This window comes from Tenacibaculum sp. 1_MG-2023 (genome assembly GCF_030547425.1).
Classification (GTDB): domain Bacteria; phylum Bacteroidota; class Bacteroidia; order Flavobacteriales; family Flavobacteriaceae; genus Polaribacter.
Window position 1 is genome coordinate 20,515 of the sequence record NZ_JAUORH010000004.1, and the last position, 24,566, is coordinate 45,080.

Consider the following 24,566-nt stretch of genomic DNA (forward strand, 5'->3'; position numbering starts at 1 on the left):
TTTATGGGATTTATCAAAAAAGAAAATAAAAAATTTGATTACAAACCTCGTTATTACAAAGGAGATGGAAATCCTTATGAAATAAAGCAAAAGTTTGATCAATACAGAACTACTATTGGAAAGAAAAAAGGTTTAAAAGGAAAATTTAACGCTGCTATTGACGAATTCAAAGGGTCTGGCTACAAGCTAAATAAAACTATCGTTGTTATAGCGTTGGTTTTAACGCTTATTTTTTTGTTTATTATCGATTTTGACCTTTCTATCTTTTTCTCAAAAAATAATTAAATGTCAGATATTATACAGCTACTACCTGATCATGTTGCGAATCAAATTGCTGCTGGAGAAGTGGTTCAACGCCCCGCTTCTGTGGTAAAAGAATTAGTTGAAAATTCAATTGATGCAGGTGCTACCTCTATCACCTTATTGTTAAAAGATGCAGGAAAAACTTTAATTCAAGTAATTGATGACGGTAAGGGAATGAGTGCTACGGATGCTCGTTTAAGTTTTGAACGTCATGCTACTTCAAAAATTAAAGAAGCACAAGATTTATTCAATTTAAACACCAAAGGGTTTCGTGGTGAGGCTTTAGCTTCTATTGCTGCCATTGCTCATGTTGAATTAAAAACGAAACAAGAAGATGACGAGTTAGGAACACAGATAAAAATTGAAGGTAGTGAGATAACTTCTCAAGAAGTAGTTTCAACAGCAAAAGGAACTAGTATTGCTATTAAAAATTTATTTTTTAACATTCCTGCACGTCGTAACTTTTTAAAATCTGACACAGTTGAAACGCGTCATATTGTTGATGAATTTCAACGTGTGGCTTTAGCGCACCCTACTATTTCTTTTTTATTACATCATAACAACAACGAAATTTATCATTTAAAGAAAAGTAACTTCCGTAAACGTATTGTAGCTATTTTTGGAACTAAAATGAACGAAAAGTTAGTTCCTATTAATGAGCAAACAGATATTATAACTGTTAACGGATTTGTTGCTAAACCAGAGTTTGCTAAGAAAAAACGTGGTGAACAGTTCTTTTTTGTGAATAACCGATTTATAAAAAGTTCGTATTTAAATCATGCGGTAGTAAATGCTTTTGAAGGTTTATTAGAAAGTGGTTCGCATCCTTCTTATTTCTTGTATTTAGAGGTACCACCTAATACAATTGATATTAACATTCACCCGACAAAAACGGAAATTAAGTTTGATAACGAAAAAGCATTATATGCTATTTTACGTGCTACTGTAAAACATAGTTTGGGGCAGTACAATGTAGCTCCTGTATTGGATTTTGATAGAGATGCTACTTTAGATACTCCTTACGATTATAGTAAAAAGGGTAGTTCTTCGGTTCCTCCAATAACGGTAGACCCGTCATTTAATCCTTTTAAAACAGAAACAAATTATAAAGAGTCTTATAACGAAAGTGACTCACCAAAAAGTACAACAACACACAGTTATCAATCTAATTTTAAAAAAGACACTGGAAGTTGGGAGGCTTTATATACGAACACTGATACTATTGAATCCACTCAGCAAGAACAACTTTTTGAGTCTGAACAAGAAACTGAAACTGGAAAGACCTTCCAAATTCAAAAAAAATACTTGTTAAGCTCTATAAAATCAGGCGTGGTATTAATTCATCAATCTTTAGCACATCAACGAGTTTTATACGAGGAGTTTTTAGAGAACATTACCGTAAAAGAAGCAAGCAGTCAGCAATTGCTGTTTCCTGTAAATATTTCTTTTTCTTCCTCTGATATAGAAATGATATACAGTATAAAATCTGATTTAGAGAGTGCTGGTTTTATGTTTGACGAGTTCACCAAAGAAAGTGTGGTAATTGCTGGAATCCCAACCTCAATAAGTGAAAGTCAAATCACTCTTATTTTAGAACAGTTATTAGACGATATTAAACTTGAAGTACCTGATAGTAGTTTTAGTCACTTTGATGTGATGGCTAAATCATTTGCAAAATCACTAGCTATAAAAACAGGAACTACTTTAAACCATAAAGAACAAGAAAATTTAGTAAACAATTTATTTTCTTGTAAAGAACCTAACATTTCACCATTTGGTAAACCTACGTTTAAAACACTAACCTTAAACGAGATAGATACCATTTTTAATAAATAATAAGTACTATGCCTAGATTAACACAAGCCATAAAGCATTTAATAATCATTAACGTGATTCTATTTTTTGCTCCGCAGTTATTAAACATGGATTTAACTAATCTATTTGCTTTACATTATCCTAAAAACGAACATTTTGGTATCTGGCAATATATTACGCACATGTTTATGCACGGTGGAACTATGCACTTAATCTTCAACATGTATGCTTTATGGGCTTTTGGGACTCCTCTAGAACAAATGTGGGGCCGAAACAAGTTTTTGTTTTTCTATTTTTCTGCAGGAATTGGTGCTGGTTTAATTTACACTTTTGCCAATTATTATCAATTTAATGGAATATACGAACAGCTAATTGGAATGGGTATTTCTCCCGCTGAAATTCAAAATATTTTAAGTTCAGGTCAGTATAACGATAGCTTAATAACTTTGTCTAATAAAACTATGAGTGAGTTTTATAGCTTGTACCACACCCCTGCCGTTGGTGCTTCAGGTGCTATTTATGGAATTTTAGTTGCATTTGGATTAACTTACCCTGATGCTAAATTAGCGTTGATTTTCTTCCCTGTTCCTATTGCTGCCAAATACTTTATTCCTCTAATTATAGTAAGTGATTTGTTCTTTGGTATGACAAGTTACTCAATTGGTAACATTGCACATTTCGCTCATATTGGGGGTGCTATTATTGGTTTTATTATTGCTTGGTACTGGAAAAAAAATCAATTTAAATTTCGTTAATTTAGTATCTTAACTTGTCTTTATTCAAGAAGTCTTAAAATATGAATATACTCGAAAACTTAAAATATAGATTTAAACACGCAGGAATTGTTGAACAATTAATTTACGTAAACTTAGCTGTTTTCTTACTTGTTTTTGTGACCAATACTTTTGGATTTCTTTTTCAATCAAAAACAAACTTTTTAGTAGAATGGCTTGCGTTACCTGCTAACTTTGATGACTTTATTGTTAAACCGTGGACGATTATTACCTATGGTTTTTTACACACTAGTTTTTTACATATTCTATTCAACTTAATTGCCTTATTTTATATCGGGCATTTATTTCAACAATATTTCACTCCCAAGCAGTTACTTAGTTTTTATTTACTAGGAACATTGTTTGGAGGGATTGTTTTTGTTGCTAGTTATAATTTTTTTCCTGCCCTACAAAATGTTGCACATAATAGTGTTTTGTTAGGTGCTTCAGCTGGTATTTCTGCTATCTTTATTGGTATTGCTACCTATATACCTAATTATGAATTAAAGTTCCCGTTAATTGGTTTTGTGAAACTATGGGTATTGGCTTGTATTTGGATTGCTATTGATGTTATTCAAATTCCTGCTGGTAATGCTGGCGGGCATTTAGCACACCTTGGTGGTGCTTTATTAGGTTTTTTCTATGTTCGTAGTGCTAGTAATAAGGAGTTGGATATTTTTAAGTCGATAAACAAACTTTTTTCTAAAAAAGAAAGAAAGCTAAAAACAGTTTATAAATCTGGTAATAAAACACCAAAACCAAACGTTGATAAAACAAAAAACCAAGAAGAAGTAGATGCTATTTTAGATAAAATTAGTAAATCTGGATACGATACTTTAAGTAAAAGTGAAAAAGAGTTTTTATTTAAACAAGGAAAAAATTAGATGAAAAAGTTTTCGATAGCTCATAAGTTTATATTCTTTATCAATTCAGTTTTTGCAGCTGTTTTATTGCTATCGTATGCGCTTCCGTACGTATCTCCACAAACAATTCCTTTCCTTTCTGTTTTTGGACTTTTTGTCCCGTTTTTAGTTATCGTAAACATTGCTTTTTTTGTGTATTGGCTTATTAAAATGCATAAAAATGCTTTTTTATCATTACTTGTTTTAGCCATAGGATGGTTTGTTTCTACTCCCTTAGTTAAGTTTTCTAATAAGGAGGTAATTTTAAATGATGATTTAAAAATAATGAGCTACAATGTCCATTTGTTTAATCATTATAAACATGAAGAAGATGTAACTACTGAACAAAAGATTTATGAGTTCATCAATAATGAAAATCCAGACGTTATTGCTGTACAGGAATTTTACAATTCTAAAATGTTAGATATTAAACTTCCTTATAAATACATCAAAACGAAAACGAAAACGAATAAATTTGGATTAGCTATTTATTCCAAACACCCAATTATAAACTCTGGTTCTCTTGATTTTAAACAAAGTGCTAACAACACCATTTTTGCCGATATTCTTGTAAAAGATGACACTGTTCGTATTTATAATGTGCATTTAGAGTCATTAAAACTAAATCCGAAAAAAGAAAATTTTGGAGAAAAAAGTTCTGAGCGTTTATTTAAACGTTTAGAAAATGGTTTTGTAAAACAAGTAAGTCAGGTTGAATTAATTCAACAACATGAGTATTCATGGAAAGGTAAAAAAATTGTTTGTGGTGACTTTAATAACACCGCTTATTCTTGGGCTTATAAACAATTGGCTTCTGATAAAAAAGATGCTTTTATTGAATGTGGAATTGGTTTAGGTAAGTCTTTTAGGTACATTTATCCTATGCGAATTGATTTTATTTTAACAGATAAAAAAGCTACTGTGAATCAATTTAAAACTTACGGAGACATAAAACTATCTGACCACTACCCTGTTATGACTCGTTTACATTGGTAAATTAATTTTTAATTCGGTATAAAAGTGTATTTTTAACCGAACTAAAAATAATACTATGAAACAGCATTACCATGTTGCTATTATTGGCAGCGGACCATCAGGAGCTTCAACAGCTTTTTACTTAGCTCAAAAAGGGATTTCAACAGTTATTATTGAAAAAGAAACTTTACCACGCTATAAAACATGTGGTGGAGGTTTTGTTTTTAGAGGTCGTAAAAACTTACCTTTTGATATTAAAGAGGTCGTTGAAAAAGAGTTTCATACTGTTGATATTTATTTGGGAGAGAAACTTCACTTTAAAACGCATAGAGAAAAACCAACTATTTCTATGATTATGCGTGATTCTTTTGACAATCTTATCACGCAAAAAGCAAAAGAGTTTGGTGCTACTTTACTAGAAAACCATAAGCTAAAAGGATTAACTTTTTCTAATGATATTATTACTCTAGAAACTTCTCAAGGTAATTTTACTGCTAATTTTGTTATCGCTGCTGATGGTGCTTTGAGTCCTACAGCTAAAATGGCTGGGTGGAAAGAAGATACTCGTAAATTAATTCCTGCTTTAGAATATGAAGTAGAAGTTTCTGACGAAGACTTTGATCGTTTATCTAAAGAAGTTCGTTTTGATATTGATGCTATTCCTTACGGTTATGCTTGGAATTTCCCAAAGAAAAAGCATTTATCTATTGGGGTTGCCTCTGCTAGAAGAACTAAAATTAACTTGAAAGAACACTATCAACAATATTTAAAAACTTTAAATATTACAAATATTGTTAGCGAATCTCAACATGGTTTTCAAATCCCTGTTGCTCCTCGTACAGATGGTTTTGTTAAAAACAATGTGTTTTTAATTGGTGATGCTGCTGGTTTTGCTGATCCTATTACTGCTGAAGGAATTTCTAATGCTATTTACAGTGGTAAATTGGCTGCTGAAGCTATAATTGAGAGTGAAAAAGAACCTGAATTAGCTACTAAATTATATTTAGAAAAAATATCTGAAAGCCTACTTCCTGAAATAAAAACTGGTTTATGGCTTTCAAAATGGTTTTACGAGCAAAAGAATATCCGAAATATTATATTGAAAAAATACGGTCAGCAGTTTAGTGAAGCGATGGCCGATGTTTTTCACGGGGATAGAAGTTATCCTAAAGACATTAAAAAAACAATTACGAATCGAATTAAAGATTTAGTTTCATATTAACAAAGAGATTGCTTATAGCTACTATCATTTTTGATTAACAATACAGTTTTAAAATCTAAATACTATTATTTATACTTCTTATTTGTAAAGAAGAATATCTAATTTTGTGTTTAATTAGAACAGTATTATGAATCTAAATAGTTACTTAATTCCTATAATTTATTTACTCGGCCTCATTCAAGGAATTATATTTAGTATACTTTTAATTTACTTGGATAAAAAAAATAATCGCCCTACATTACTTTTAGGGTTATTTATTTTTGCTTACTCCATAAATTACCTTAAACCAATAGCTAAACTTTTAGATTTAGATAAAAATTACTCTTTTTTAAATAATCTTCCTGTTGATTTTACTTGGTTACTATTCCCTCTTTTTTATGTTTACATAAGAAACATTTCTATACTACCTAAATCTAATAAAGTCTATTTTTATTTATTACCAGGTTTGTTAATGTTAATTATAGATATATTGGTTTATCTTAATTTATCATCAGGGTTAGAACTGTTAAAACTTTCAAAAGAATTTCGTTTTGTAAATCATATAGGTGGGCATTTGTATGATATTTTTATATACTACAAAACTTATACTTTTATAAAAAAACATACCGAAGAAACTAACAATCAATACACTTCTACTACAGGTAAAGAGCTACAATGGGCTAAAACATTTATGTCAATTGGTCTCTTTTTTACGCTCACACTTCATTTCTTACCTGAAATAACAAATAAAACTCTCAATTTATTTATTATTTTAATTGATGTTGGGCTTTTATACTGGATTAGTATTTATGGGCTACAACAACAAACAATTAAAAACTTGACTCAACAAAAAGACTCTAAGATTGAAAAAAAGAACAATTTGAATAGCGAGAATAAAATAAGTAAAGTTGATAAAGATTTATTTAACCATATTCAACAAACTATAATTTTACATAAAAAATATAAAGATCCAGATTTAACCATTGCTGATATAGCTAATATTACAAATCAACACCCTAAAAGAATTTCTTTTGTTGTTAATGAAATTTCAAATAAAAACTTTAAAACTTTTATAAATGGTTTTAGAGTTAATGAAGCTATAGAAATTTTAAAAAGTAATAATTCAAAAAACTATAGTATTGAAGGTATTAGTTTAGAGGTTGGTTTTAAAAGTAAAAGTGCTTTTTATAGTGCCTTCAAGAAAGAAACTGGTACTACTCCTACTAATTATAAAAATAGCTTTTTCTAATATTTAACCTATAAAAACCTGTTTCTTTCATTTAAAAAAGAGTTAATTAAAGTTCTATTTTCTGATTTTCGAACTCATTATCTCTTTATCTTTCATATTTAAATGATTTAAAATATTGAGTTTTGCAAAAAATTAAAAATTAAAACTACATGAAAATTAAACATTTTTTAAAACCTCTATTTTTTTTATTTATCTCTATTATACTTACTAACTGCTCTAGTGAAGAAAACGAAATAGAAATAATACCAACTAGTTTCAATACTAGTAATAATTTTAATTATTTTATTAACCACAATAATACTCTTAAAATATATTTAAAAGGCACTTTTAAAGATGGTAATGATTTAGCTGATGTAACTGATAGGGGATTTGTATATGGAAAATCATCAAACCCTATTCCTAATGGCAACAATACTGTGGTTGCCGCAGGTCCTGCTGACAATATTACAGGTATAGTTGACAATTTACAAAAGGAAACAACTTATTATATTAGAGGTTATTTTAAACTAAGTGATAACACATATTTCTATGGAAATGAAATTAAAATAAACACTAGTATAGACGCTAGTGAAACTAGATCAATTAGCATGAAAATCAAACCGAAACTATTCTTTAAAAACTCAGAAGGTATTACCCCAGAATTAGAAGTAATTTCTATAGAAAAAGAATCTCCTAAAGAAATTGGTTTTGAATATAGTGTAAATGAAGATTTTTCTAACAGCTCTATAGCCTTAGATACTGATGTATCTGGTAATATTTTTAAAAATATTTATACTGAATTTATTGAAGAATTGACACCTGAAACCACTTATTACTTTAGACCTTATGCTAAATACAATGATGGTAGTGTTACAAATGGAGGAACTAGTGTTGCTTCTTTTACAACAAATAAAGCATTTTAATTAAAAAAAATATTTTCTGACTAGTGCTAAATAATTATTACAGTTATTTAGTACTGGTCGTTATTTTTTTCTTTTATACCTAAAAAATAAACGCCTATTCTAAAAACGATTTAATCTACAATTTTTCTAGTAACTTGCTGTAGAACAATAACACATACAAGTGAAAGATACCAAAACTACTTCGTCTTTAAAACTTCCTTTTCTGTTTGATGCAGATAAACTACTCCATGATTATTCTTTAGTTGTAAATCAACATTGGATTCCTCATTTCAACACATCTGGATATCAAGGTGAGTGGAAAGCAATCTCCTTGTATGCTGGCAATGGTGATGCTTCTAATATTTTTGCTTTTCAAAATGATAATAGTACTATTAAGGAAACTCCGATAATGAATGATTGCAATTATTTTAGAGAGGTTATCAACTCTTTTCAATGTCCTATTTTATCTGCTCGCTTATTACGCTTGAATGTTGGTGCAGAAATTAAACCTCATCGTGACTACAAACTAGGTTATGAAGATGGTAACTTTCGCTTACATATTCCGATTATTACGAATAATAAGGTTGAATTTATTTTAAATGATGAACAATTGAAAATGTTACCTGGTGAATGTTGGTATACGAATGTAAATTATATACATTCAGTTACTAATAAAGGAAATGAAGACCGTATTCATTTAGTTATCAATGCTGAAAGGAACGAATGGTCTGATACTTTATTTTTTTCGCTTGCTCCAAAAGAAAGTTTTCAACCTAAACAAGAAGAAATTGATTCACCAGAAACAATACACCTTATCCTAAACGAGCTAAAACGTAGCAATGAACCTGCTTCGAAAAAACTTATTAATGAAATGGAACAGAAGTTATCAAAGCTTACATCAAAATAAACAACTCTTATAATAGCTTGTAATGAATTTAAAAAAAGAGTTACTACGTATTACTTCTAAATTCTTTGATGAAACATCTAATTATTCTTCTGCTTTAAAAGAGTATAAACAATTACTCTTTAGAATTTCAAATGAAGCTATAAATAATGAAGAGCATCGAAATAATGTTCAACTTGAAAATGGCGTAGCAATAGGTACTTTATGGGCAGCTAATTGCCTTGATGATTTAGAAAGAACTCTAAAATTTATCAAAGGAATTGATATTGCTATTCAAGAGAAGATCCATCAAAAAGACTCATTACATATACTTTATGCGGGTACTGGTCCTTTTGCTTCGCTTATACTTCCTTTTGTGTTAAAGTATGCTGACTTCAATATAACATACTCATTTTTAGAGATAAACCCTCTGAGTTTTGAAATTTTAAAAAGTACAATTAAAAAACTAGATTTAGAAAACCATAATATCAACTTTATAAATCAAGACGCTACAAAATATCAATTCCCTAAGAACTTTTCTCCAGATATTATTATAAGTGAGACGATGCAACGTGCATTGGATAGTGAGCAACAAGTTTCTGTTTTTTATAATTTAATGAGACAGTCTAATTCAGATACTGCTTTTATTCCTGAGAAAATTACATTAGCTATTGGTACTAGCTCTTACAAAAACGATGAACCTAGCATTCAACAAAAATATTATCGTGAACATCATAAGGTTTTTGAAGTTAGTAAAAAAGCCCTGAATTCGGGTGAGTGGTTGTTTGAAAAAAAATCGAATAAATTAGGTTTTACTGAAAAACGTACAATTTTAAGAAAGAAAGAACTTTCTACAGCTAGTGAAATTGTGGTGATGACAGAAATTACAATTTATAAAAATGAGAAGCTTATAATAAATGAAAGTGGTTTAACTGTTCCTAAATACATTCAAAATGTTTCCAACAACAAAAAAGAATCCTTAACTATTAAGTCTAAATATGTAATTGGTTCTGAGCCTAAACTTGAATTAAAAATTGTTTAAACAAATTTCAGTTTCACTCCTTTTTTCTCAGCATATATTTTTGCTGCTTCTTCTAGCTCCAAGTTTTTTTCTTTAAACTCTTCAAAACTTCTGACTTTAAACTCTTTAATTAACTGATTAATTTCTTGTTTAGTTTTTCCCTCATCATACATATATGCTATTTCTGCATAGTCCTTTTTATAAAAGTCTATACAAAACTCAAACAATTCAATTGAAGCATTTATTAAATCTTTTGAGTCTTCGTTTACTTCTAAGTTCTGAATGTCTCTTAAACTTCTTTCAAGGTTTGGTATGGTAACTCTATGAAGATATTGAGAATATGTCGCTGCATATTCTTCTCCATCATTATCATAGTACTTTAAATATTCATTTTTTTGTAATTCTTTAAGTTGTTTAAAATATCCTATACCATAATTAACAGTTAATAAATTAGCTTTTAGTACTGTTTTTTCAACTACCCTTTGCGGAGTTTCTTTCTGACACCCTATAAACAATATACATACTACAATTACCCCTAAAATATTATTTACCCTTTTCATTTCAAATATCTTTTATCAGGTTATAAAATAAATTCTTGACGTTTATGTAAAAACATTGCAAACAAGGCTTTTTTTGATTTTTTGATAGAAACCCCACACCCCTACCTTATTTAAGCCTTAGTTTACAATGCTATATTTTTCTCCTTCTTTATTTAGTTAGCTTATATAAAGATGAATGAAGCAACAATCATCCACACTCCTACAGCTATTCCTAATAATCCTAACTTTCCTTGTTTCGGTGCAATCTTCCCTCTCAATATTTCTGCTTTTTCTCTAGCTTCAGGGTTTTTTGATAATAATAATTTGTTTATCATTCCGTATCCTAACATAAAACCTAAGACTGCTTCAACTACGCTACCTGCTAAGAAAGTTACCCACCAAATTGGTGCTGTAGTTAACCAACCTAAGTTTAAAATAGCTGAAATTATTCCCCAAATTCCCCAAATACAGAAAATAAGACCAATCCAACCTTGGTAAGGTTCTATTTTTTCTAATAATTCTTTAGCATTAGGTTTTTTTGATAAGATTAAAGACGGCACTGCTACGATGCTTAAAAATACTAATGAGATTCCGTAAATCATGTTTAATTAAAATTTAAATGGTTTATATATTTATTTTTATTATTTATGAATTAAAAGTGCTGAAGAAAACATAAACAGCATTAAAAAAGTTACGATGATAAGTCCTGAAAACATCCACCAAGGAGTTTTACTCGTTTGTTTATAGTCTTTAGCTTTTCGCTGTAAATCTGGTGGCATTTGACTTTTGCTCATTTCTAATTTACAATGCCCACAAATACTATATGTTTTTTTATATAATGGAATAACAGGAATCCAAAATATATGTAAGTACAATCTGTTTACTTGAATAAACAATCGTTCTGGTGTATTGCAATAACTACAACTATGATTGTTTACTGGCTGTATACTTATTTTGGCTTCTCGCCATCCAAAAATGACCATAACTTTATTACTTAATAATTATGGTACAAAGATGCGTTGGAAGTGATTCTTAAAATAGACTGAAACTAGTGAAAGTTACTACCCTGTTTTCAGGGGGTAGTAAAATTACTACTCTACTAAGCCCAGTTTTATTGCGTATTTTGTTAATCCTGCTAGGTTTTTTACGTTGAGTTTAGATATTAAGTTTTTTCTATAACTCTCAATAGTATGCTTACTTAAAAAGAGTTTATCTGCAATTTCTTGTGTAGTATATTCTTCTGCAATTAATTTAAGTACATCTTTCTCTCTAGTTGTTAACATTATTGAAGTTTCCTTTTTTTTATTAAAAACATTTTCCATGTAAGCTTCTCGTACAGATTGTGAAAAGTATTTTTCTCCATTAAGAATAGTTTGTACTGCTTGTAGCAATTCAGATTGTGTTGCATTTTTAGATAAATACCCATCAACATTATTTTTAATTAATGTATCTATCATTCCTGCATCTGTATGCATACTAACTATTAATGTTTTAATATCTGAACGTTCTTTTTTTATATAATCGTTTAACGTAATACCATCTATATCTGGCATAGAAATATCACTAATAACAACATCTATATGTTGATCTGGATTTGTTTTTATATACTTTATTACATTTTCACCACTATTTGCTGTAAGTAAGATATTGTAAACATCTTCATTCTTAAAAATGTTTAACAATCCATCTAAAAACATTTTATGGTCATCAACTAAAATAATATTGTAAGTCATAGTGTATATTAATTTAAAGGCACATTTATATCTATTACTGTTCCTCTACTTGGAAAAGAGTTTATTAAAATATTCCCTTTAATTGTTTTTAATCTGTCTTTTAAATTTTGAAAACCTAGTCCGTATTTTACTTTTTCTTGATCAAAACCAACACCGTCATCTTCAAAAAGTAATTGTATTGTATTATTAAATACAGAAAGCTGAATGTCAATTTGTGTTGCTTTTGCGTGTTTTAAAGCATTAGTTAATAATTCTTGAATTATTTTATAAAGCTCCACTTTTAAATTCTCATTTATTTTATCTACCTCTTCCGTTGGATGGATTTGTAACGTTATTTGTTCTTTAGATAGTGCTTTTACATTATTTATATATTCTGTTATTATTGTTGTAAAAGCAGAATCTTTAAACTTTTTAGGCATTAAATTATGAGATAACTCTCTTACCTGATTATAGGTTTCATCTACTTGTTTAATTATACTTTCTTCCTCTAATTTACTCTTGTTTGATAGTTGTAACTTTATGGTTGCTAAATTCCCTCCGATACTATCGTGCAACTCTCTAGCAATACGCTTCCTTTCATTATTCTGCCCTTCTAATGATGCTTTTACTAACTTTAATTCTTGGTCTTTAAGTAACGTAGTTATTTTTTGTTTATTTACTTCTTCTAAAGTCTTATTAAGTTTACTTTGTGTTTGAAGCTTTTGATAGTACACATATAATAAAGCAAGTACAGGTATTAATACAATAAGAAAGGCTATTAGTATGTATGCTTTCATTGTTTTTTGTCGCTCAATCTCTTGCTTTTGTTCTAATGTTTTATACTGTACTTCAAGCTCATTTACTTGCTGTTTATTTTGACTTACTAAAATTTCATTATTAACACGATTTAACTGTGTCATTAAAGCATGTGCATTTTTATAGTCCCCTGTTTCAGCATAAGCATTTTGAAGACCTAAAACAGCTCTTCTTTCTATTTCTAAATTTCCCCATTGTATGGAGTTTATATATACTGTAGAAAGTATTTTCTTAGCATTTTCATAATCTTTTCCTTTTAAATAAAAACTACCTATTATGTTTCCCGCCTTAGCATATAAGGTATAGAACCCTCTGGATAACGATTCGTTAAAAACATTATAACAAAGATCTAATGCTTCTGTTGTTTTATTTTCTTTTTGTAATATTCTACCGAGCCAAAGGTCGGTTTTTAACGTCCTTTTCACAAAACCATCTGACACATAAAATAGTTTTGCCTTGTTATAATTTTCTTTTGCTTTTTCTAGCCTATTCTTTGTATAATAAATAAAACCTAGTTCAAAAAAAGCATCATGTTTTAATTTTTCGTTAGGGGCATTTTCAATACATGTTTCTATAATTTCCTTTCCTTCTTTTTCATTTCCTCTTAAATACTTCACTACTCCTAATCCTATTCTATTTTTAACAAATAATTCATCATTCGGTTTATTATTTGAGTGCTCTATTCCTTTAAAATACCATTTCAAAGCTTCATCAAAAAGTCCCTTTTCTAACTTTCCTTCAGCCACTACACTAGAAACCTTAGATAAATGCTTTTCTTTATTTATTAATTTATTCTTAGTTGTTTCTGTATACAGTTTACTTCCATAGTATATTATGGAGTCTAAGTTCCCTTTTTCTCTATGAAATTCTATAAGATCAAATGTAGCATCGTATTTAACTTTGAAATTTTTTGCCTTATTTATTTTTGAAAAAAGGGAGTCATGTGGAATTGTGGGATTTACTCCAAAGGCTTTAAAACCTTGTACCCCTCCTGACTGCGGCATTCCTTTTAAAGCGAAAAACAAAAAAACTGCGATTATAACTTGTTTTATAAACGACAGCCTTATTTTTCTTCTTAAGTAACCTATTCTCATATCAATTATTAAGTCTTTTTTCTAAACAATTAGAACTGCTAAAATTACATAACATTTTTATTTTCTTATTAACTATTAACAACTTTATTCTTTTTAAACACTAACCCTTAAAGCGAGAGTACATAAACAATTGTTATTCTTTTATAAAATTTTATCTTCAAATTTTTTGTTAGTTAGGAAACCTAACTATATTTGTAATGAAATTTAAAATCAATATAATATGAGTAAGTCTATTTTTTATCACGCAGGTTGCCCTGTTTGTGTAAGCGCAGAACAAGACATTATAAACCTAATTGGTTCTGATAATGTTGAAATCGTTCACTTTGGTGAAGATAAAAGTCGAATTTCAGAAGCTGAAGGTTCAGGTGTAAAGTCTGTTCCTGCTTTGGTTACTCCTACTGGGAATGTTCTCCATATTAATTTTGGAGCTTCAATGGAAGATGTTAAAGGATAATTTTTTTTGCTCTACAAAGTTAGTATTCCTAACTTTGTAGAGCTTTTTGATATTTTAAATTATATAAAATGGAAGTAGCTGTTTAGGATACTTATGTAACAAAAAAAGATAATACACAAATGCATTTTGATATTATTGTGCCTTCAAGCATTAAAGACACAACCATTATTTTCAACTATGGTAAGGAGTATTTAAAAACTAAAGGACTAGAAAACCTTGAACTATCTTCAAAAGAATGTGTATTTTGCCATATTGAAATACTCAAACCCGAATGGGGAGATGCTATACATAAAAAAGGGTGTTTTATTTACGAAATGGAAAACTGTAATTAATGAAATCTCCTTTTGACTTAAACCAGCAAAACACTAAAATTGAAAGTAAAATAGTTGTGGCTTTAGAACGAATTTCTGAAGCTTTTAGAGTACTTCTTTGGAGCGAAAGCAAGGAGAACTCTTTAAGCCCTATCCAAATTCAAATTCTAATTTTTTTACTGTTTCATTCAGAAGAAAAATGTAAAGTGAGTTATTTAGCTGAAGAGTTCAACATGACTAAAGCTACTATTAGTGATAGTATTAGGGTTTTATTAAAAAAAGAATTAGTTCAAAAGTTTCATAATCCTAACGATACTAGAAGTTATATTATTGGTTTAACTGAGCAAGGAAAACAAATAGCTGAGAAATCAGCCAACTTCACTTTTAATATTGAGAAACCTTTGAGTTCATTCCCTGAAGACCAAAAGAAAGACATACTAGCAGGGCTTTTAAAAGTAATATATCAACTAAATCAAGCAGGAGTTATAACGATTCAAAGAATGTGCTATACTTGTTCTTATTACCAACATGAAAACAACGAACATTTTTGTAAACTTTTACAATCTAAACTAGCTTCTAAAGAGTTAAGAATTGATTGTCCTGAACACGAATTTAAGAGTTAATACTTTAAAGCGTCAACTTTACTTTTTAAGGATATGCTAAAAAACTAATTTTATTACATACAACCTTTTATTTTTGACAAAAAACACAAATGGCTATACATAACTTAATTCTTCAATCGAAAGAAACAACTATAAAACTAGATGAAATTCATCTTAGTAATGAAAACAAAAATAAGCTACAGCAACTACTAAAAGAATTTAAACACGTTACTGTTTTAGATAAATACAAGCTGCCTGTTGATAATAAAGTTTTATTATTTGGACATACTGGTTGCGGTAAAACTACCACAGCTAAGGCTATTGCCAAAAAGCTTGATAAAAAAATTATCATACTTAATTTGGGGAGCATTGTTTCTTCAAAACTAGGAGAAACAGCTAAAAATATTTCCGAAGTTTTTAAAAAAGCTACAAGAGAAAGTGCTGTGCTTTTTTTAGATGAATTTGATTACATTGGTAAAGCTCGTAATTATAATAGCAAAGACTCTAGCGAGATGAAACGATTGGTAAATACTGTAATACAATTAATAGATCAACTTCCAAATGACGTTTTATTAATCGCTGCTACCAATCACTCTAGTGTTATTGATACTGCACTTTTAAGACGCTTTCAACTAAAACTTAAATTTGAAGCACCTAGTGAATCGGATTTAGATAGCTATTATGAGACCTTGCTGCAACAGTTCCCAGAAGAGTTTAGAGAAGTAAATCGTGTGTATGATATATCATATGCAGAAGCTAAAGACATTACTCTTCGAGCTGTAAAAAATAAAATTATTGAAAAAGAAGAACTAAATAGTCAATTAGTAAATGGATAATATTCAAAATAACCTCAACATTATTCGCCAAAGAATACAATTTGCATGTAAAAAAGCAAATAGAAACTCAAAAGATGTTCGTTTATTGTTAGCTACTAAAACGGTAGATACAGATAAAATAAACTTTGCTTTAGAACAAGGAGAAAACCTAGTTGGTGAAAACAAAGTACAAGAATTAAAACAAAAATGTAATGCTATAAAACATTTACAACCTGAAGTTCATTTTATCGGTCATTTACAAAGTAACAAGATTAAAGAAGTTATAAAATGGGCTAGCTGTATTGAATCTATCGATCGCTTATCTGTTGCTAAAAAATTGCATCAACGTTTAACTTTTGAAGAAAAAGAAATTGATGTCTACATACAAGTAAATACCTCTTTTGAAGAAAGTAAGTTTGGGGCTAAACCAGAAGAAACTATTGAATTAGTAAAAAAGATATCTGAATTCAAAAATATTCATATCAAAGGGTTAATGACTATTGGTTTGCTAAGCTCGGAATCAGATGAAGTTCGAAAATGTTTCCAGCTTTTAAAGCAACTTCAAGAAGAAATCAAGTCACTACAAATTCCTAATGTAGAAATGAATGAACTCTCTATGGGAATGAGTGGTGATTTAGAAATTGCTATTGAAGAAGGCGCTACTATTATACGTGTTGGAACAGCTATTTTTGGAGAACGAATATATCCTGACAGCTATTACTGGAACGAAGCAAAAAGTAACGCTTAGTTTTTCTGTACTTTTTTCAGGTTTAACAAATCAATCGGATTAATTCCTAAACCGGTAATATTTCTCTGTGTAAATCGAATTACCTCATCATAATATAACGGTACAATTGGTGCTTCAGCAATAATAATGCTATCCATTTTTTGATATAGTTTATAACGCTTTTTTATAGCTACTTCTTTGATAGATTGTTCATACAAAGTATCAAAAAAGTCATTTTTAAAATGCGTATAGTTAGGCCCATTAGGAGTGAAATTTTTGCTGTAAAATAGCGACACATAGTTTTCCGCATCAGGGTAATCAGCAATCCAACTTGCTCTAAAAATAGGCAACTTTCCATTTGCTTTTCCTTGGCGCAAGGTTGAAGGCGGAATTACATCTACTTTAGTAGCTATCCCTATTTTTTGTAACTCACGTTGAATAAACTCGCACAAGTCTAGATAATTGCTGTTCGTTGTAATAGCTATTTGTGGATTCTCATTTCCTGTTTCTTCTTTGTATTGTGCTACCAACTTCTTTGCTTCTTCAGGATTGTATGAATATCCTTGTTGGTTATTGAATGAAGGTAATCCTTTAGGAATAAATCCACTTGTAGCAGGACTCCCAATTCCATTTCGCAAAAACTTGATCATCTTCTCCCTATCAAAACCATAATTGATGGCTTGTCGTATCAATTTTGATTTTGTTGGATGCTCCTCTTCTCCATCTAAGTAAATTCCTAAATATTCTGTGTTTAAATACGCTCCTGTTTGCATGTTAATTTTAGAAGCATATTTCTCTTTTAAAGTTCCATCAGTGTTTAGAATATCATCTTTATACGAAGCATCCAAACTCTTCATAAAGTCAATATTTCCTTGAATAAACTGTAAAAATTCACTTTGTTTATCTGGTAAAAAAGTAACAGCTACTGCTTCTAAATACGGAAGTTGTTTTCCATTTTCATCCTTTTCAAAATAGAGTGGGTTTTTCCTCAATACCAACTTAGTATTTTCAACCCAAAGTTTAAAATGAAAAGGTCCTGTTCCAATCGGATTTGCTCTAAACTCGTTCCCAAAATAATCAACAGCTTCTTTTGGTACAACCGAACAATATTTCATAGCAAGCAATCCTAAAAAAGGTGGAAAAGGTTGCTTTAAATTGATGGTAAAAACAGAATCACTCTCTGCTTTGAAGTTTTCTACATTTTGTAATACCCAACCTCCTGGAGACGCTACATTCTTATCAAGTAATCTATTAAAAGAATATTCAAAGTCTTGGGCTATTACATTTCTTGTTGAATCTTTTCCAAATAAAATATGCTTATGAAATTGTACATCATTTCTTAACTCAAACTGGTACGTTTTTCCATCCTCAGAAATTGTCCAATTCTTAGCTATCGAAGGTTGTACTTGTAAACTATCATCCAGTTCTACCAATCCATTATATAGTTGGTTGACTCCCCAAATATTTCGCTGATCTTTTGCAAAAGCAGGATCTAATGAGGTAATATTTGAGTGCTCATTATAACGAAAAACCTGATTGTTTGTATATTTTGATTTCTTTTTAGTACAAGAAAAAAGAAACAATAAGGCTATTAATACAACTACTTTATTTCTTTTTACGTTTATTTTTATAGTAGGTTTTATCTGCAATGTATATGGTTTTAGAAACTTCTGCAAAAACAACAGTTTTATCTTGGTTCGTTATTTTAATATCTTTTATTAAATTGATTTCCTGTTCATTTTTAACCTGCTTTTTTATTTGTTTTATTTCATCTTCAGAAAAAATAAAATCTACATAAGCGTCTTGCTTTACAGGTCTTTTAAATAATATTGTTGCAGCTTTATCCCAAACTACATAAGTATCTCCAAGAATATTTATTAACTGAATCATAAAAATAGGATCGGTTGCAGAAAATAAGCTTCCTCCAAAAATAGATCCTACGTAATTCTTATTCTTGTACGTAATAGAAATTTTCACTTGCGCTTTCAATAAATCTTCAGAAACATAATTTATTTTCCCAGTAGATCTTCTATACATGGGAGAAATATTGAATCCGTACTTAAAAATAGTACTTTGTTTAAAAAACCTTTTTAAAAAATTAGAAATTGTTGCGTACATACCTATCCTTTTTCAAAACCATACTCTCGTTCTACTTTACATATACGTAGTTGATATTTTTTATACCACTTTTCTCTTCCTATGTTTCTAGCTTCAATATGCTCTACATTATTTTTCCACTTAACAATAGCGTCCAAACTTTCCCAATAAGAAACCGTAATCCCTACATCGCTTCTTGTAGATTCAATACCTAAATACCCTTCTTGTTCTTTAGCTAAGTTGTCCATTTTTTCAGCCATTTCATAATATCCTTCTCTATCATCTGAAAGAGTTGTCGTGAAAATTACTGCGTAATACGGAGGTTTTAAATTATCTACTATCATAAAATTAGTTCATATTTAGTTTCTGGTAAGCCAATATCATCACTTATAAATTTCTCTATAGCAACAAAATTGAATCGTTCTAATATTTTAGCAGAAGCAACATTTTCATCCACCACACACCCTATAAGTTTTTTCATTCCTATAGATTTACAGTACTGTATTAATCCTTCACAAAGTTCAGTTGCAAAACCATTTCCCCAGTATCGTTCTATAAACCGATATCCTATTTCATCATTTCCTTCTTCATCTTTTACCAAAGCAACCGTACCTACAAATTCATTGTCTGATTTACGCTCTATGGCATAAATCCAAAAATCATTTTCTTTATTAATATATCGTGCTATAAGCTGTTCTAAATCCTCTTTGCTTTCTTCTAAATTTTTAGGTTCTCCAGTGGCGTATTGCAATACTTTCGGATTACTTTCCAGCTCATAAAAAGGCTCTATATCAACAACTTGAAGCTTTCTAACAAGTAATCTTTTCGTTTCAAAAATCATGAATATTATCGTACTTTTGCAAACCCAAAACTGTTTTAAGCAGTAGTAGATTAAATAAACTATACGAACTTCTAAAAAATTAAAGACTTGTACAAGGCTTTTGTTTTTTATTTAGGATAGAGAAAAGATGAATGTAGACAAAAAAGTAGCTTTTTACACCTTAGGTTGTAAATTAAATTTTTCTGAAACCTCAACCATTGCCAGAAACTTTGTTAATGAAGGGTTTGAGCGTGTTGAGTTTGAAGAGGAAGCAGATATATATGTGATTAATACTTGTTCTGTAACAGACAATGCTGATAAACGTTTTAAAAGTATTGTAAAATCTGCTTTGAAGAAAAATGAAGAGGCTTTTGTTATTGGTGTAGGATGTTACGCACAATTAAAACCAGAAGAATTAGCTGCTGTTGATGGTGTAGATTTAGTATTAGGTGCTACTGAAAAGTTTAATGTAACTAGCTATATCAACGATTTAACCAAAAATGATATTGGTGAAGTACATTCTTGCGAAATTGAAGATGCCGATTTTTATGTAGGTTCGTATTCTATTGGAGATCGTACCCGTGCTTTCTTAAAAGTGCAAGATGGTTGTGACTACAAATGTACTTACTGTACGATACCGCTAGCTCGTGGAATTTCTCGAAGTGACACCTTAGAAAACGTATTAAAAAACGCCAAAGAGATTTCAGAAAAAGGAATTAAAGAAATCGTTTTAACAGGAGTAAATATTGGCGACTACGGAAAAGGTGAATTCGGTAACAAAAAGCACGAACATACCTTTTTAGAGTTAGTACAAGCTCTTGATAAAGTGGATGGAATTAATCGTTTACGAATCTCTTCAATTGAGCCTAATTTATTAAAAGATGAAACAATTGATTTTGTTTCCAACTCAAATACGTTTGTTCCTCATTTTCACATTCCACTACAATCAGGAAGTGACACACTTTTAAAGAAAATGAAGCGTCGTTACTTGCGAAAAGTATACACCGATAGAGTTGCAAAAATTAAGGAAGTAATGCCCAACGCTTGTATTGGTGTAGATGTTATTGTTGGTTTCCCTGGTGAAACAGATGAATTGTTTTTAGAAACCTATAACTATTTAGCTGATTTAGATATTTCTTACTTACATGTTTTCACATACTCTGAAAGACCAAATACTGAAGCTGTTGAAATGGATGGTGTGGTTCCAAAGAAAACACGTGCAAAGCGAAGTAAAATGCTACGCGGCTTATCTGTTAAAAAACGTAGAGCTTTTTATGAAAGTCAGTTAGGGAATACACTAACCGTATTGTTTGAAAGCGAAAACAAAGAAGGGTATATTCATGGATTTACCGAAAACTATGTAAAAGTTAAAGCTCCTTGGAATCCTGAATTAGTAAATACATTACATACAGTTACGTTAACAAAAATTGATGAAGACGGTTTAGTACGCTTTGATTTTGTAGATACTGAAGTTATTGCTTAACTTGTCAACTAGTTCACTCAATCAAAAAAACTCACCTATGAAATATCTACTATATTCTTTTTTAGCCTTAGGAATCTCTTGTGGTATTCCTAAAAAAGGTTCTGAAACCAAATTAACAGAGCCAACTGAAAAAGAGGTCACTATTGAAGAAGAAGTTACAAAGCCTACAATTTCTCAAAATGAACTGATTGTTGTTCTTAAAAACGCTAAAAGTATTGATGATGTAAAATCACTTATAAAAAACAGTAGTTTAACTTGGGGCAAAATGGCCTATGAAACAGATGCATCAAAAATAGGTATTGTTGAAGTTCCTGAAGGAAAGCGTGATTTTTGGATTGATAAATTACAAGAAAGTGGTGAGTTCAGATTGATTGATGCCAACACGGATGAAAAATTAACTAACATTATTTCCGAAGAAAAAAACAACCTTTTAAGAATTACAAAAACGAAATGTTTTGGTGATTGTCCTGTGTATACAGTTTCTATTGATAAAGAAGGAAACGTAGTTTATAACGGTGTGGAATATGTACTTGTAAAAGGTATTCAGAAATTTACGCTTTCTGAAAAACAACTACAAAAGTTAAACGAAAAACTTGCTAAAAAGGATTTTAAAAGTTTTAAAGACGCTTATAATAATCCTAGAATACCTGATTTATCTAGTACTTACATAGTTCATGATAAAAAACAAATTTTAATTCGTTTATGGAAAGATATTCCTGATGAACTTATTGATATACATGAATATATAGATGGTATTTTATTAGACAAAAAGTTTATTGAATAATGCCTAAAACTCACCTATATTTTGTTCCTGGTTTAGCCGCCAATACCAAAATATTTGAGCGTATTTCTTTACCAAAGGAACATTTTGAATTACACTTTTTAGATTGGATGATTCCAACATCTATCGATGAAAGTATTGAAGAATATGCCGAACGATTATGTGCTAAAATCCAACATAAAAACCCTGTATTAATTGGAGTTTCTTTTGGAGGTATTATGGTACAAGAAATGAGTAAAATTATTGATTGCAAAAAAGTAATCATAATATCAAGTGTTAAAAGCAATAAAGAGTTTCCTAAACGTTTTAAACTAGTACAAGTAACAAAAGCCTATAAACTTTTCCCTTCAAAAATTATTTCAAATATTGAAAGTTACGAACGCTACTTTTTTAATGATTATTTAAAAAAACGAGCTGAGCTATATAAAATATATTTATCAATAAGAGATAAAAAGTATTTGCAATGGGCTATATACAACGTATTACACTGGAAACAAAAAGAATCAATTCCAGACATAATACACATTCATGGAAAAAAAGATGAAGTTTTCCCCATAAAACATATTAAAAATTCAATTGAAATTGAAAATGGAACGCATGTAATGATTTTGAACAAAGCAAAAACTATTTCAGAAATACTAAAAAAGGAATGTTTTTTGATGGATTAATACCATTACACAACTTGACAAAAACTAAAAGAACAAATGAACAAATCAATCCGCTTCTTATCTATCTTAACTATAGTATTTCTTGGAATTTTATTTACCAATACTATAAGTAAATCAAACGAACCCACCATTAAAAATGTGTCAGAAAGCTACGAGGTCAAAGCTTTAAAGTTACCTAACGATTTAAATTTGGCAGGTGAACGAGTTCCTATTGAAAAACCTGACATTAGAGAACGAATGGATCGCGAGCTTTTAGTAAACACTTATTGGCAGTCTAACGGATTATTGCTTATAAAACGTGCTAATAAGTACTTTCCTATTTTAGAACCTTTGTTAGAAAAATACGGGTTACCTGATGATTTTAAATTTTTAGCCTTGGCTGAAAGCGGGTTTATTGATGAAACATCACATGTAGGAGCAGCTGGTATGTGGCACTTTATGAAGCAAACAGGTAGAGAGTATGGGTTAGAAATTAACAGCAACGTTGATGAACGTTACCATATAGAAAAATCTACCAAAGTAGCTGCTGAATACTTAAAAAAATCAAAAGAACGTTTTGGTTCTTGGACACTTGCAGCAGCTGCTTATAACGCTGGTAACTATGGAATTTCTAAAAGATTAGATGCTCAAGGGGTAACTAGCTACTATGATGCTTTATTACCTGATGAGACTGAACGTTATGTTTTTAGAGTCTTAGCCTTAAAAGAAATTATTTCTAATCCTAAAGAGTATGGTTTTGTTTTCGACCAAGAAGATTTATATACACTACCTGAAACATATACAGTAAAAGTAGATACTGCCATTAGTAACATTGCTTTATTTGCTAAAAAGTTTGGAACCACTTACAAGGAACTTAAATTACATAATTCTTGGTTACGAGAAAATAAGTTAAATAACCGTAGTAGAAAATTATACGAAATTAAAATTCCTGTTAAATAGCAGGAACAAACACTTTTAGTTTTTTACATTTTATTTTTAGCTGGGTGGTATATCCAAAAATAACGTAACAACCATTTATAAAACTTTTTTTACTCTACCTACAATTCTAGAGTCTAATTGTACTTTAATTCCGTGAGGATGAGTCGCTGATTTGGTTAAAATTTTACTTACTACACCACTTGTTAATTCACCCGTTCTTTGATGGTGTTTCTGTACAATTTCAACCTTTGCTCCTATGGTAATATCTTTTTTATGGTTACCGTTTTTCATTTTATTAAATTATTTTTAAATACATTAAATAAGAAAGCCTATCAATATTGATAGGCTTTACTCATTAAAAAATTAACTAGTAATAAATATATATTATAATACTCGTACGTTTACTGCGTTTAATCCTTTTTTTCCATCTTGTAAATCGAATTCAACCTCGTCGTTTTCACGAACTTCGTCGATTAATCCTGAAACATGTACAAAATGTTCTTTGTTTGATCCTTCTTCTGTAATAAATCCAAATCCTTTTGATTCGTTGAAGAATTTTACTATACCTTTATTCATTATAAAAAATTATGTGTTGTTTACTTAAGTGTCAACAACATTTATTGTGTTGCAAATGTAGTGCCAAATTTTTTAATAACACATAAAATACTCATTTTCTTTCACTTAATAAGTAAAAAAGCTCATTCTTTCGAATGAGCTTTTTTACTT

At 29.8% G+C, this 24,566-nt stretch carries 29 protein-coding genes and 1 pseudogene; 19 read left to right on the forward strand and 11 right to left on the reverse strand.

The features are described 5' to 3' along the window. Window positions 1-3: 3 nt before the first annotated feature. The 10 genes from Q4517_RS04165 (at window position 4) to Q4517_RS04210 (ending at window position 10,024) form a co-directional block, all read left to right on the forward strand. Entirely contained in the window at window positions 4-285 is a 282-nt protein-coding gene (locus tag Q4517_RS04165) for a riboflavin synthase subunit beta (protein ID WP_303506558.1), read from the forward strand. Continuing rightward, window positions 286-2,139, forward strand: a complete 1,854-nt coding sequence (gene mutL, locus Q4517_RS04170; RefSeq protein ID WP_303506560.1) for a DNA mismatch repair endonuclease MutL — start codon at window positions 286-288, stop codon at window positions 2,137-2,139. Between the two features lie 8 nt (window positions 2,140-2,147). Further along, window positions 2,148-2,873, forward strand: a complete 726-nt coding sequence (locus tag Q4517_RS04175) for a rhomboid family intramembrane serine protease (RefSeq protein ID WP_303506564.1) — start codon at window positions 2,148-2,150, stop codon at window positions 2,871-2,873. 41 nt (window positions 2,874-2,914) lie between these two features. Beyond that, on the forward strand, window positions 2,915-3,775 hold the full coding sequence (locus tag Q4517_RS04180; protein ID WP_303506567.1) for a rhomboid family intramembrane serine protease: 861 nt from the start codon (window positions 2,915-2,917) through the stop codon (window positions 3,773-3,775). Beyond that, window positions 3,776-4,789, forward strand: coding sequence for an endonuclease/exonuclease/phosphatase family protein (locus Q4517_RS04185; protein WP_303506569.1), 1,014 nt, complete (start codon window positions 3,776-3,778; stop codon window positions 4,787-4,789). It begins immediately after the preceding gene. Between the two features lie 55 nt (window positions 4,790-4,844). Further along, entirely contained in the window at window positions 4,845-5,990 is a 1,146-nt protein-coding gene (locus tag Q4517_RS04190; protein WP_303506572.1) for a geranylgeranyl reductase family protein, read from the forward strand. 211 nt (window positions 5,991-6,201) lie between these two features. Further along, on the forward strand, window positions 6,202-7,218 hold the full coding sequence (locus tag Q4517_RS04195) for an AraC family transcriptional regulator (RefSeq protein ID WP_303506574.1): 1,017 nt from the start codon (window positions 6,202-6,204) through the stop codon (window positions 7,216-7,218). 149 nt (window positions 7,219-7,367) lie between these two features. Further along, window positions 7,368-8,120 carry a hypothetical protein gene (locus Q4517_RS04200; protein WP_303506576.1) on the forward strand — a complete coding sequence of 251 codons (753 nt, stop codon included), beginning with the start codon at window positions 7,368-7,370 and terminating at the stop codon, window positions 8,118-8,120. A 160-nt stretch (window positions 8,121-8,280) separates the two neighbouring features. Next, on the forward strand, window positions 8,281-9,006 hold the full coding sequence (locus tag Q4517_RS04205; RefSeq protein ID WP_303506579.1) for an aspartyl/asparaginyl beta-hydroxylase domain-containing protein: 726 nt from the start codon (window positions 8,281-8,283) through the stop codon (window positions 9,004-9,006). 22 nt (window positions 9,007-9,028) lie between these two features. Continuing rightward, a complete protein-coding gene (locus Q4517_RS04210; protein WP_303506581.1) occupies window positions 9,029-10,024 on the forward strand; it encodes a hypothetical protein in 996 nt (331 codons plus the stop codon). Here Q4517_RS04210 and Q4517_RS04215 read toward each other — a convergent pair. The 5 genes from Q4517_RS04215 to Q4517_RS04235 all read right to left on the reverse strand — a co-directional run bounded on the left by Q4517_RS04215 (window position 10,021) and on the right by Q4517_RS04235 (window position 14,074). Then, window positions 10,021-10,563: a hypothetical protein gene (locus Q4517_RS04215; RefSeq protein ID WP_303506583.1), complete on the reverse strand. Its 543-nt coding sequence runs from the start codon at window positions 10,561-10,563 to the stop codon at window positions 10,021-10,023. The genes Q4517_RS04210 and Q4517_RS04215 overlap by 4 nt on opposite strands. A 161-nt stretch (window positions 10,564-10,724) precedes the next feature. Next, window positions 10,725-11,144: a hypothetical protein gene (locus tag Q4517_RS04220; protein WP_115902264.1), complete on the reverse strand. Its 420-nt coding sequence runs from the start codon at window positions 11,142-11,144 to the stop codon at window positions 10,725-10,727. A 39-nt stretch (window positions 11,145-11,183) separates the two neighbouring features. Beyond that, on the reverse strand, window positions 11,184-11,525 hold the full coding sequence (locus Q4517_RS04225; protein ID WP_303506587.1) for a zinc-ribbon domain-containing protein: 342 nt from the start codon (window positions 11,523-11,525) through the stop codon (window positions 11,184-11,186). A 108-nt stretch (window positions 11,526-11,633) separates the two neighbouring features. Then, window positions 11,634-12,275: a response regulator transcription factor gene (locus Q4517_RS04230; RefSeq protein WP_303506589.1), complete on the reverse strand. Its 642-nt coding sequence runs from the start codon at window positions 12,273-12,275 to the stop codon at window positions 11,634-11,636. Window positions 12,276-12,283: 8 nt separating this feature from the next. After that, a complete protein-coding gene (locus Q4517_RS04235; RefSeq protein WP_303506591.1) occupies window positions 12,284-14,074 on the reverse strand; it encodes a sensor histidine kinase in 1,791 nt (596 codons plus the stop codon). A 310-nt stretch (window positions 14,075-14,384) separates the two neighbouring features. Here Q4517_RS04235 and Q4517_RS04240 point away from each other — a divergent pair, with 310 nt between their 5' ends. The 5 genes and pseudogenes from Q4517_RS04240 to Q4517_RS04260 all read left to right on the forward strand — a co-directional run bounded on the left by Q4517_RS04240 (window position 14,385) and on the right by Q4517_RS04260 (window position 17,094). Further along, on the forward strand, window positions 14,385-14,618 hold the full coding sequence (locus Q4517_RS04240) for a thioredoxin family protein (protein ID WP_115902260.1): 234 nt from the start codon (window positions 14,385-14,387) through the stop codon (window positions 14,616-14,618). A gap of 98 nt (window positions 14,619-14,716) precedes the next feature. Further along, window positions 14,717-14,950 (forward strand): annotated as a pseudogene (locus Q4517_RS04245) (DUF2024 family protein); the annotation flags it as partial. After that, window positions 14,950-15,552 carry a MarR family winged helix-turn-helix transcriptional regulator gene (locus tag Q4517_RS04250; RefSeq protein ID WP_303506595.1) on the forward strand — a complete coding sequence of 201 codons (603 nt, stop codon included), beginning with the start codon at window positions 14,950-14,952 and terminating at the stop codon, window positions 15,550-15,552. The pseudogene Q4517_RS04245 and the gene Q4517_RS04250, both read left to right, overlap by 1 nt. Before the next feature lie 89 nt (window positions 15,553-15,641). After that, the gene (locus Q4517_RS04255) at window positions 15,642-16,367 is read left to right on the forward strand and encodes an AAA family ATPase (RefSeq protein ID WP_303506597.1); all 726 of its coding nucleotides are present in this window, start codon (window positions 15,642-15,644) and stop codon (window positions 16,365-16,367) included. After that, complete coding sequence (locus Q4517_RS04260; RefSeq protein WP_303506599.1) at window positions 16,360-17,094, forward strand: YggS family pyridoxal phosphate-dependent enzyme; 735 nt, start codon at window positions 16,360-16,362, stop codon at window positions 17,092-17,094. Before Q4517_RS04255 ends, Q4517_RS04260 begins: the two co-directional genes overlap by 8 nt. Here Q4517_RS04260 and Q4517_RS04265 read toward each other — a convergent pair. From Q4517_RS04265 to Q4517_RS04280, 4 genes are read right to left on the reverse strand one after another with little or no spacing between them, the layout of a single operon-like run. After that, a complete protein-coding gene (locus Q4517_RS04265; RefSeq protein ID WP_408034048.1) occupies window positions 17,091-18,722 on the reverse strand; it encodes an ABC transporter substrate-binding protein in 1,632 nt (543 codons plus the stop codon). The two genes, Q4517_RS04260 and Q4517_RS04265, sit on opposite strands and share 4 nt — an antisense overlap. Then, window positions 18,679-19,191 carry a DUF4442 domain-containing protein gene (locus tag Q4517_RS04270; RefSeq protein WP_303506601.1) on the reverse strand — a complete coding sequence of 171 codons (513 nt, stop codon included), beginning with the start codon at window positions 19,189-19,191 and terminating at the stop codon, window positions 18,679-18,681. The genes Q4517_RS04265 and Q4517_RS04270 overlap by 44 nt, the downstream gene beginning before the upstream one ends. Window positions 19,192-19,193: 2 nt before the next feature. Beyond that, on the reverse strand, window positions 19,194-19,514 hold the full coding sequence (locus tag Q4517_RS04275) for an antibiotic biosynthesis monooxygenase (protein ID WP_303506603.1): 321 nt from the start codon (window positions 19,512-19,514) through the stop codon (window positions 19,194-19,196). Continuing rightward, window positions 19,511-20,011, reverse strand: a complete 501-nt coding sequence (locus tag Q4517_RS04280; protein WP_303506605.1) for a GNAT family N-acetyltransferase — start codon at window positions 20,009-20,011, stop codon at window positions 19,511-19,513. Before Q4517_RS04280 ends, Q4517_RS04275 begins: the two co-directional genes overlap by 4 nt. Before the next feature lie 127 nt (window positions 20,012-20,138). Between Q4517_RS04280 and mtaB the strand changes: the two genes are divergently transcribed. From mtaB to Q4517_RS04300, 4 genes are read left to right on the forward strand one after another with little or no spacing between them, the layout of a single operon-like run. Continuing rightward, window positions 20,139-21,473, forward strand: coding sequence for a tRNA (N(6)-L-threonylcarbamoyladenosine(37)-C(2))-methylthiotransferase MtaB (gene mtaB, locus Q4517_RS04285; RefSeq protein ID WP_303506607.1), 1,335 nt, complete (start codon window positions 20,139-20,141; stop codon window positions 21,471-21,473). A 37-nt stretch (window positions 21,474-21,510) separates the two neighbouring features. Next, a complete protein-coding gene (locus Q4517_RS04290; RefSeq protein ID WP_303506609.1) occupies window positions 21,511-22,257 on the forward strand; it encodes a DUF6438 domain-containing protein in 747 nt (248 codons plus the stop codon). Continuing rightward, a complete protein-coding gene (locus Q4517_RS04295; protein WP_303506611.1) occupies window positions 22,257-22,922 on the forward strand; it encodes an alpha/beta hydrolase in 666 nt (221 codons plus the stop codon). Before Q4517_RS04290 ends, Q4517_RS04295 begins: the two co-directional genes overlap by 1 nt. 36 nt (window positions 22,923-22,958) lie before the next feature. Next, the gene (locus Q4517_RS04300; protein WP_303506614.1) at window positions 22,959-23,861 is read left to right on the forward strand and encodes a lytic transglycosylase domain-containing protein; all 903 of its coding nucleotides are present in this window, start codon (window positions 22,959-22,961) and stop codon (window positions 23,859-23,861) included. Window positions 23,862-23,936: 75 nt separating this feature from the next. Here the strand turns inward: Q4517_RS04300 and Q4517_RS04305 are convergent, their stop codons facing one another. After that, on the reverse strand, window positions 23,937-24,131 hold the full coding sequence (locus tag Q4517_RS04305; RefSeq protein ID WP_303506616.1) for a YwbE family protein: 195 nt from the start codon (window positions 24,129-24,131) through the stop codon (window positions 23,937-23,939). Between the two features lie 93 nt (window positions 24,132-24,224). Further along, a complete protein-coding gene (locus tag Q4517_RS04310) occupies window positions 24,225-24,416 on the reverse strand; it encodes a cold-shock protein (RefSeq protein WP_115902247.1) in 192 nt (63 codons plus the stop codon). Window positions 24,417-24,566: the final 150 nt, after the last annotated feature.

Coding starts and splice junctions, on each gene's coding strand:
- mtaB (WP_303506607.1), top strand. CDS start 20,139: ATGAATGTAGACAAAAAAGTAGCTTTTTACACCTTAGGTTGTAAATTA.
- Q4517_RS04185 (WP_303506569.1), top strand. CDS start 3,776: ATGAAAAAGTTTTCGATAGCTCATAAGTTTATATTCTTTATCAATTCA.
- Q4517_RS04220 (WP_115902264.1), bottom strand. CDS start 11,144: ATGATTTACGGAATCTCATTAGTATTTTTAAGCATCGTAGCAGTGCCG.
- Q4517_RS04190 (WP_303506572.1), top strand. CDS start 4,845: ATGAAACAGCATTACCATGTTGCTATTATTGGCAGCGGACCATCAGGA.
- Q4517_RS04180 (WP_303506567.1), top strand. CDS start 2,915: ATGAATATACTCGAAAACTTAAAATATAGATTTAAACACGCAGGAATT.
- Q4517_RS04235 (WP_303506591.1), bottom strand. CDS start 14,074: ATGCCGCAGTCAGGAGGGGTACAAGGTTTTAAAGCCTTTGGAGTAAAT.
- Q4517_RS04250 (WP_303506595.1), top strand. CDS start 14,950: ATGAAATCTCCTTTTGACTTAAACCAGCAAAACACTAAAATTGAAAGT.
- Q4517_RS04295 (WP_303506611.1), top strand. CDS start 22,257: ATGCCTAAAACTCACCTATATTTTGTTCCTGGTTTAGCCGCCAATACC.
- Q4517_RS04280 (WP_303506605.1), bottom strand. CDS start 20,011: ATGATTTTTGAAACGAAAAGATTACTTGTTAGAAAGCTTCAAGTTGTT.
- Q4517_RS04260 (WP_303506599.1), top strand. CDS start 16,360: ATGGATAATATTCAAAATAACCTCAACATTATTCGCCAAAGAATACAA.
- Q4517_RS04275 (WP_303506603.1), bottom strand. CDS start 19,514: ATGATAGTAGATAATTTAAAACCTCCGTATTACGCAGTAATTTTCACG.
- Q4517_RS04290 (WP_303506609.1), top strand. CDS start 21,511: ATGAAATATCTACTATATTCTTTTTTAGCCTTAGGAATCTCTTGTGGT.
- Q4517_RS04305 (WP_303506616.1), bottom strand. CDS start 24,131: ATGAAAAACGGTAACCATAAAAAAGATATTACCATAGGAGCAAAGGTT.
- Q4517_RS04270 (WP_303506601.1), bottom strand. CDS start 19,191: ATGTACGCAACAATTTCTAATTTTTTAAAAAGGTTTTTTAAACAAAGT.
- Q4517_RS04165 (WP_303506558.1), top strand. CDS start 4: ATGGGATTTATCAAAAAAGAAAATAAAAAATTTGATTACAAACCTCGT.
- Q4517_RS04210 (WP_303506581.1), top strand. CDS start 9,029: ATGAATTTAAAAAAAGAGTTACTACGTATTACTTCTAAATTCTTTGAT.
- Q4517_RS04300 (WP_303506614.1), top strand. CDS start 22,959: ATGAACAAATCAATCCGCTTCTTATCTATCTTAACTATAGTATTTCTT.
- Q4517_RS04200 (WP_303506576.1), top strand. CDS start 7,368: ATGAAAATTAAACATTTTTTAAAACCTCTATTTTTTTTATTTATCTCT.
- Q4517_RS04255 (WP_303506597.1), top strand. CDS start 15,642: ATGGCTATACATAACTTAATTCTTCAATCGAAAGAAACAACTATAAAA.
- Q4517_RS04240 (WP_115902260.1), top strand. CDS start 14,385: ATGAGTAAGTCTATTTTTTATCACGCAGGTTGCCCTGTTTGTGTAAGC.
- Q4517_RS04175 (WP_303506564.1), top strand. CDS start 2,148: ATGCCTAGATTAACACAAGCCATAAAGCATTTAATAATCATTAACGTG.
- Q4517_RS04225 (WP_303506587.1), bottom strand. CDS start 11,525: ATGGTCATTTTTGGATGGCGAGAAGCCAAAATAAGTATACAGCCAGTA.
- Q4517_RS04310 (WP_115902247.1), bottom strand. CDS start 24,416: ATGAATAAAGGTATAGTAAAATTCTTCAACGAATCAAAAGGATTTGGA.
- Q4517_RS04215 (WP_303506583.1), bottom strand. CDS start 10,563: ATGAAAAGGGTAAATAATATTTTAGGGGTAATTGTAGTATGTATATTG.
- Q4517_RS04230 (WP_303506589.1), bottom strand. CDS start 12,275: ATGACTTACAATATTATTTTAGTTGATGACCATAAAATGTTTTTAGAT.
- mutL (WP_303506560.1), top strand. CDS start 286: ATGTCAGATATTATACAGCTACTACCTGATCATGTTGCGAATCAAATT.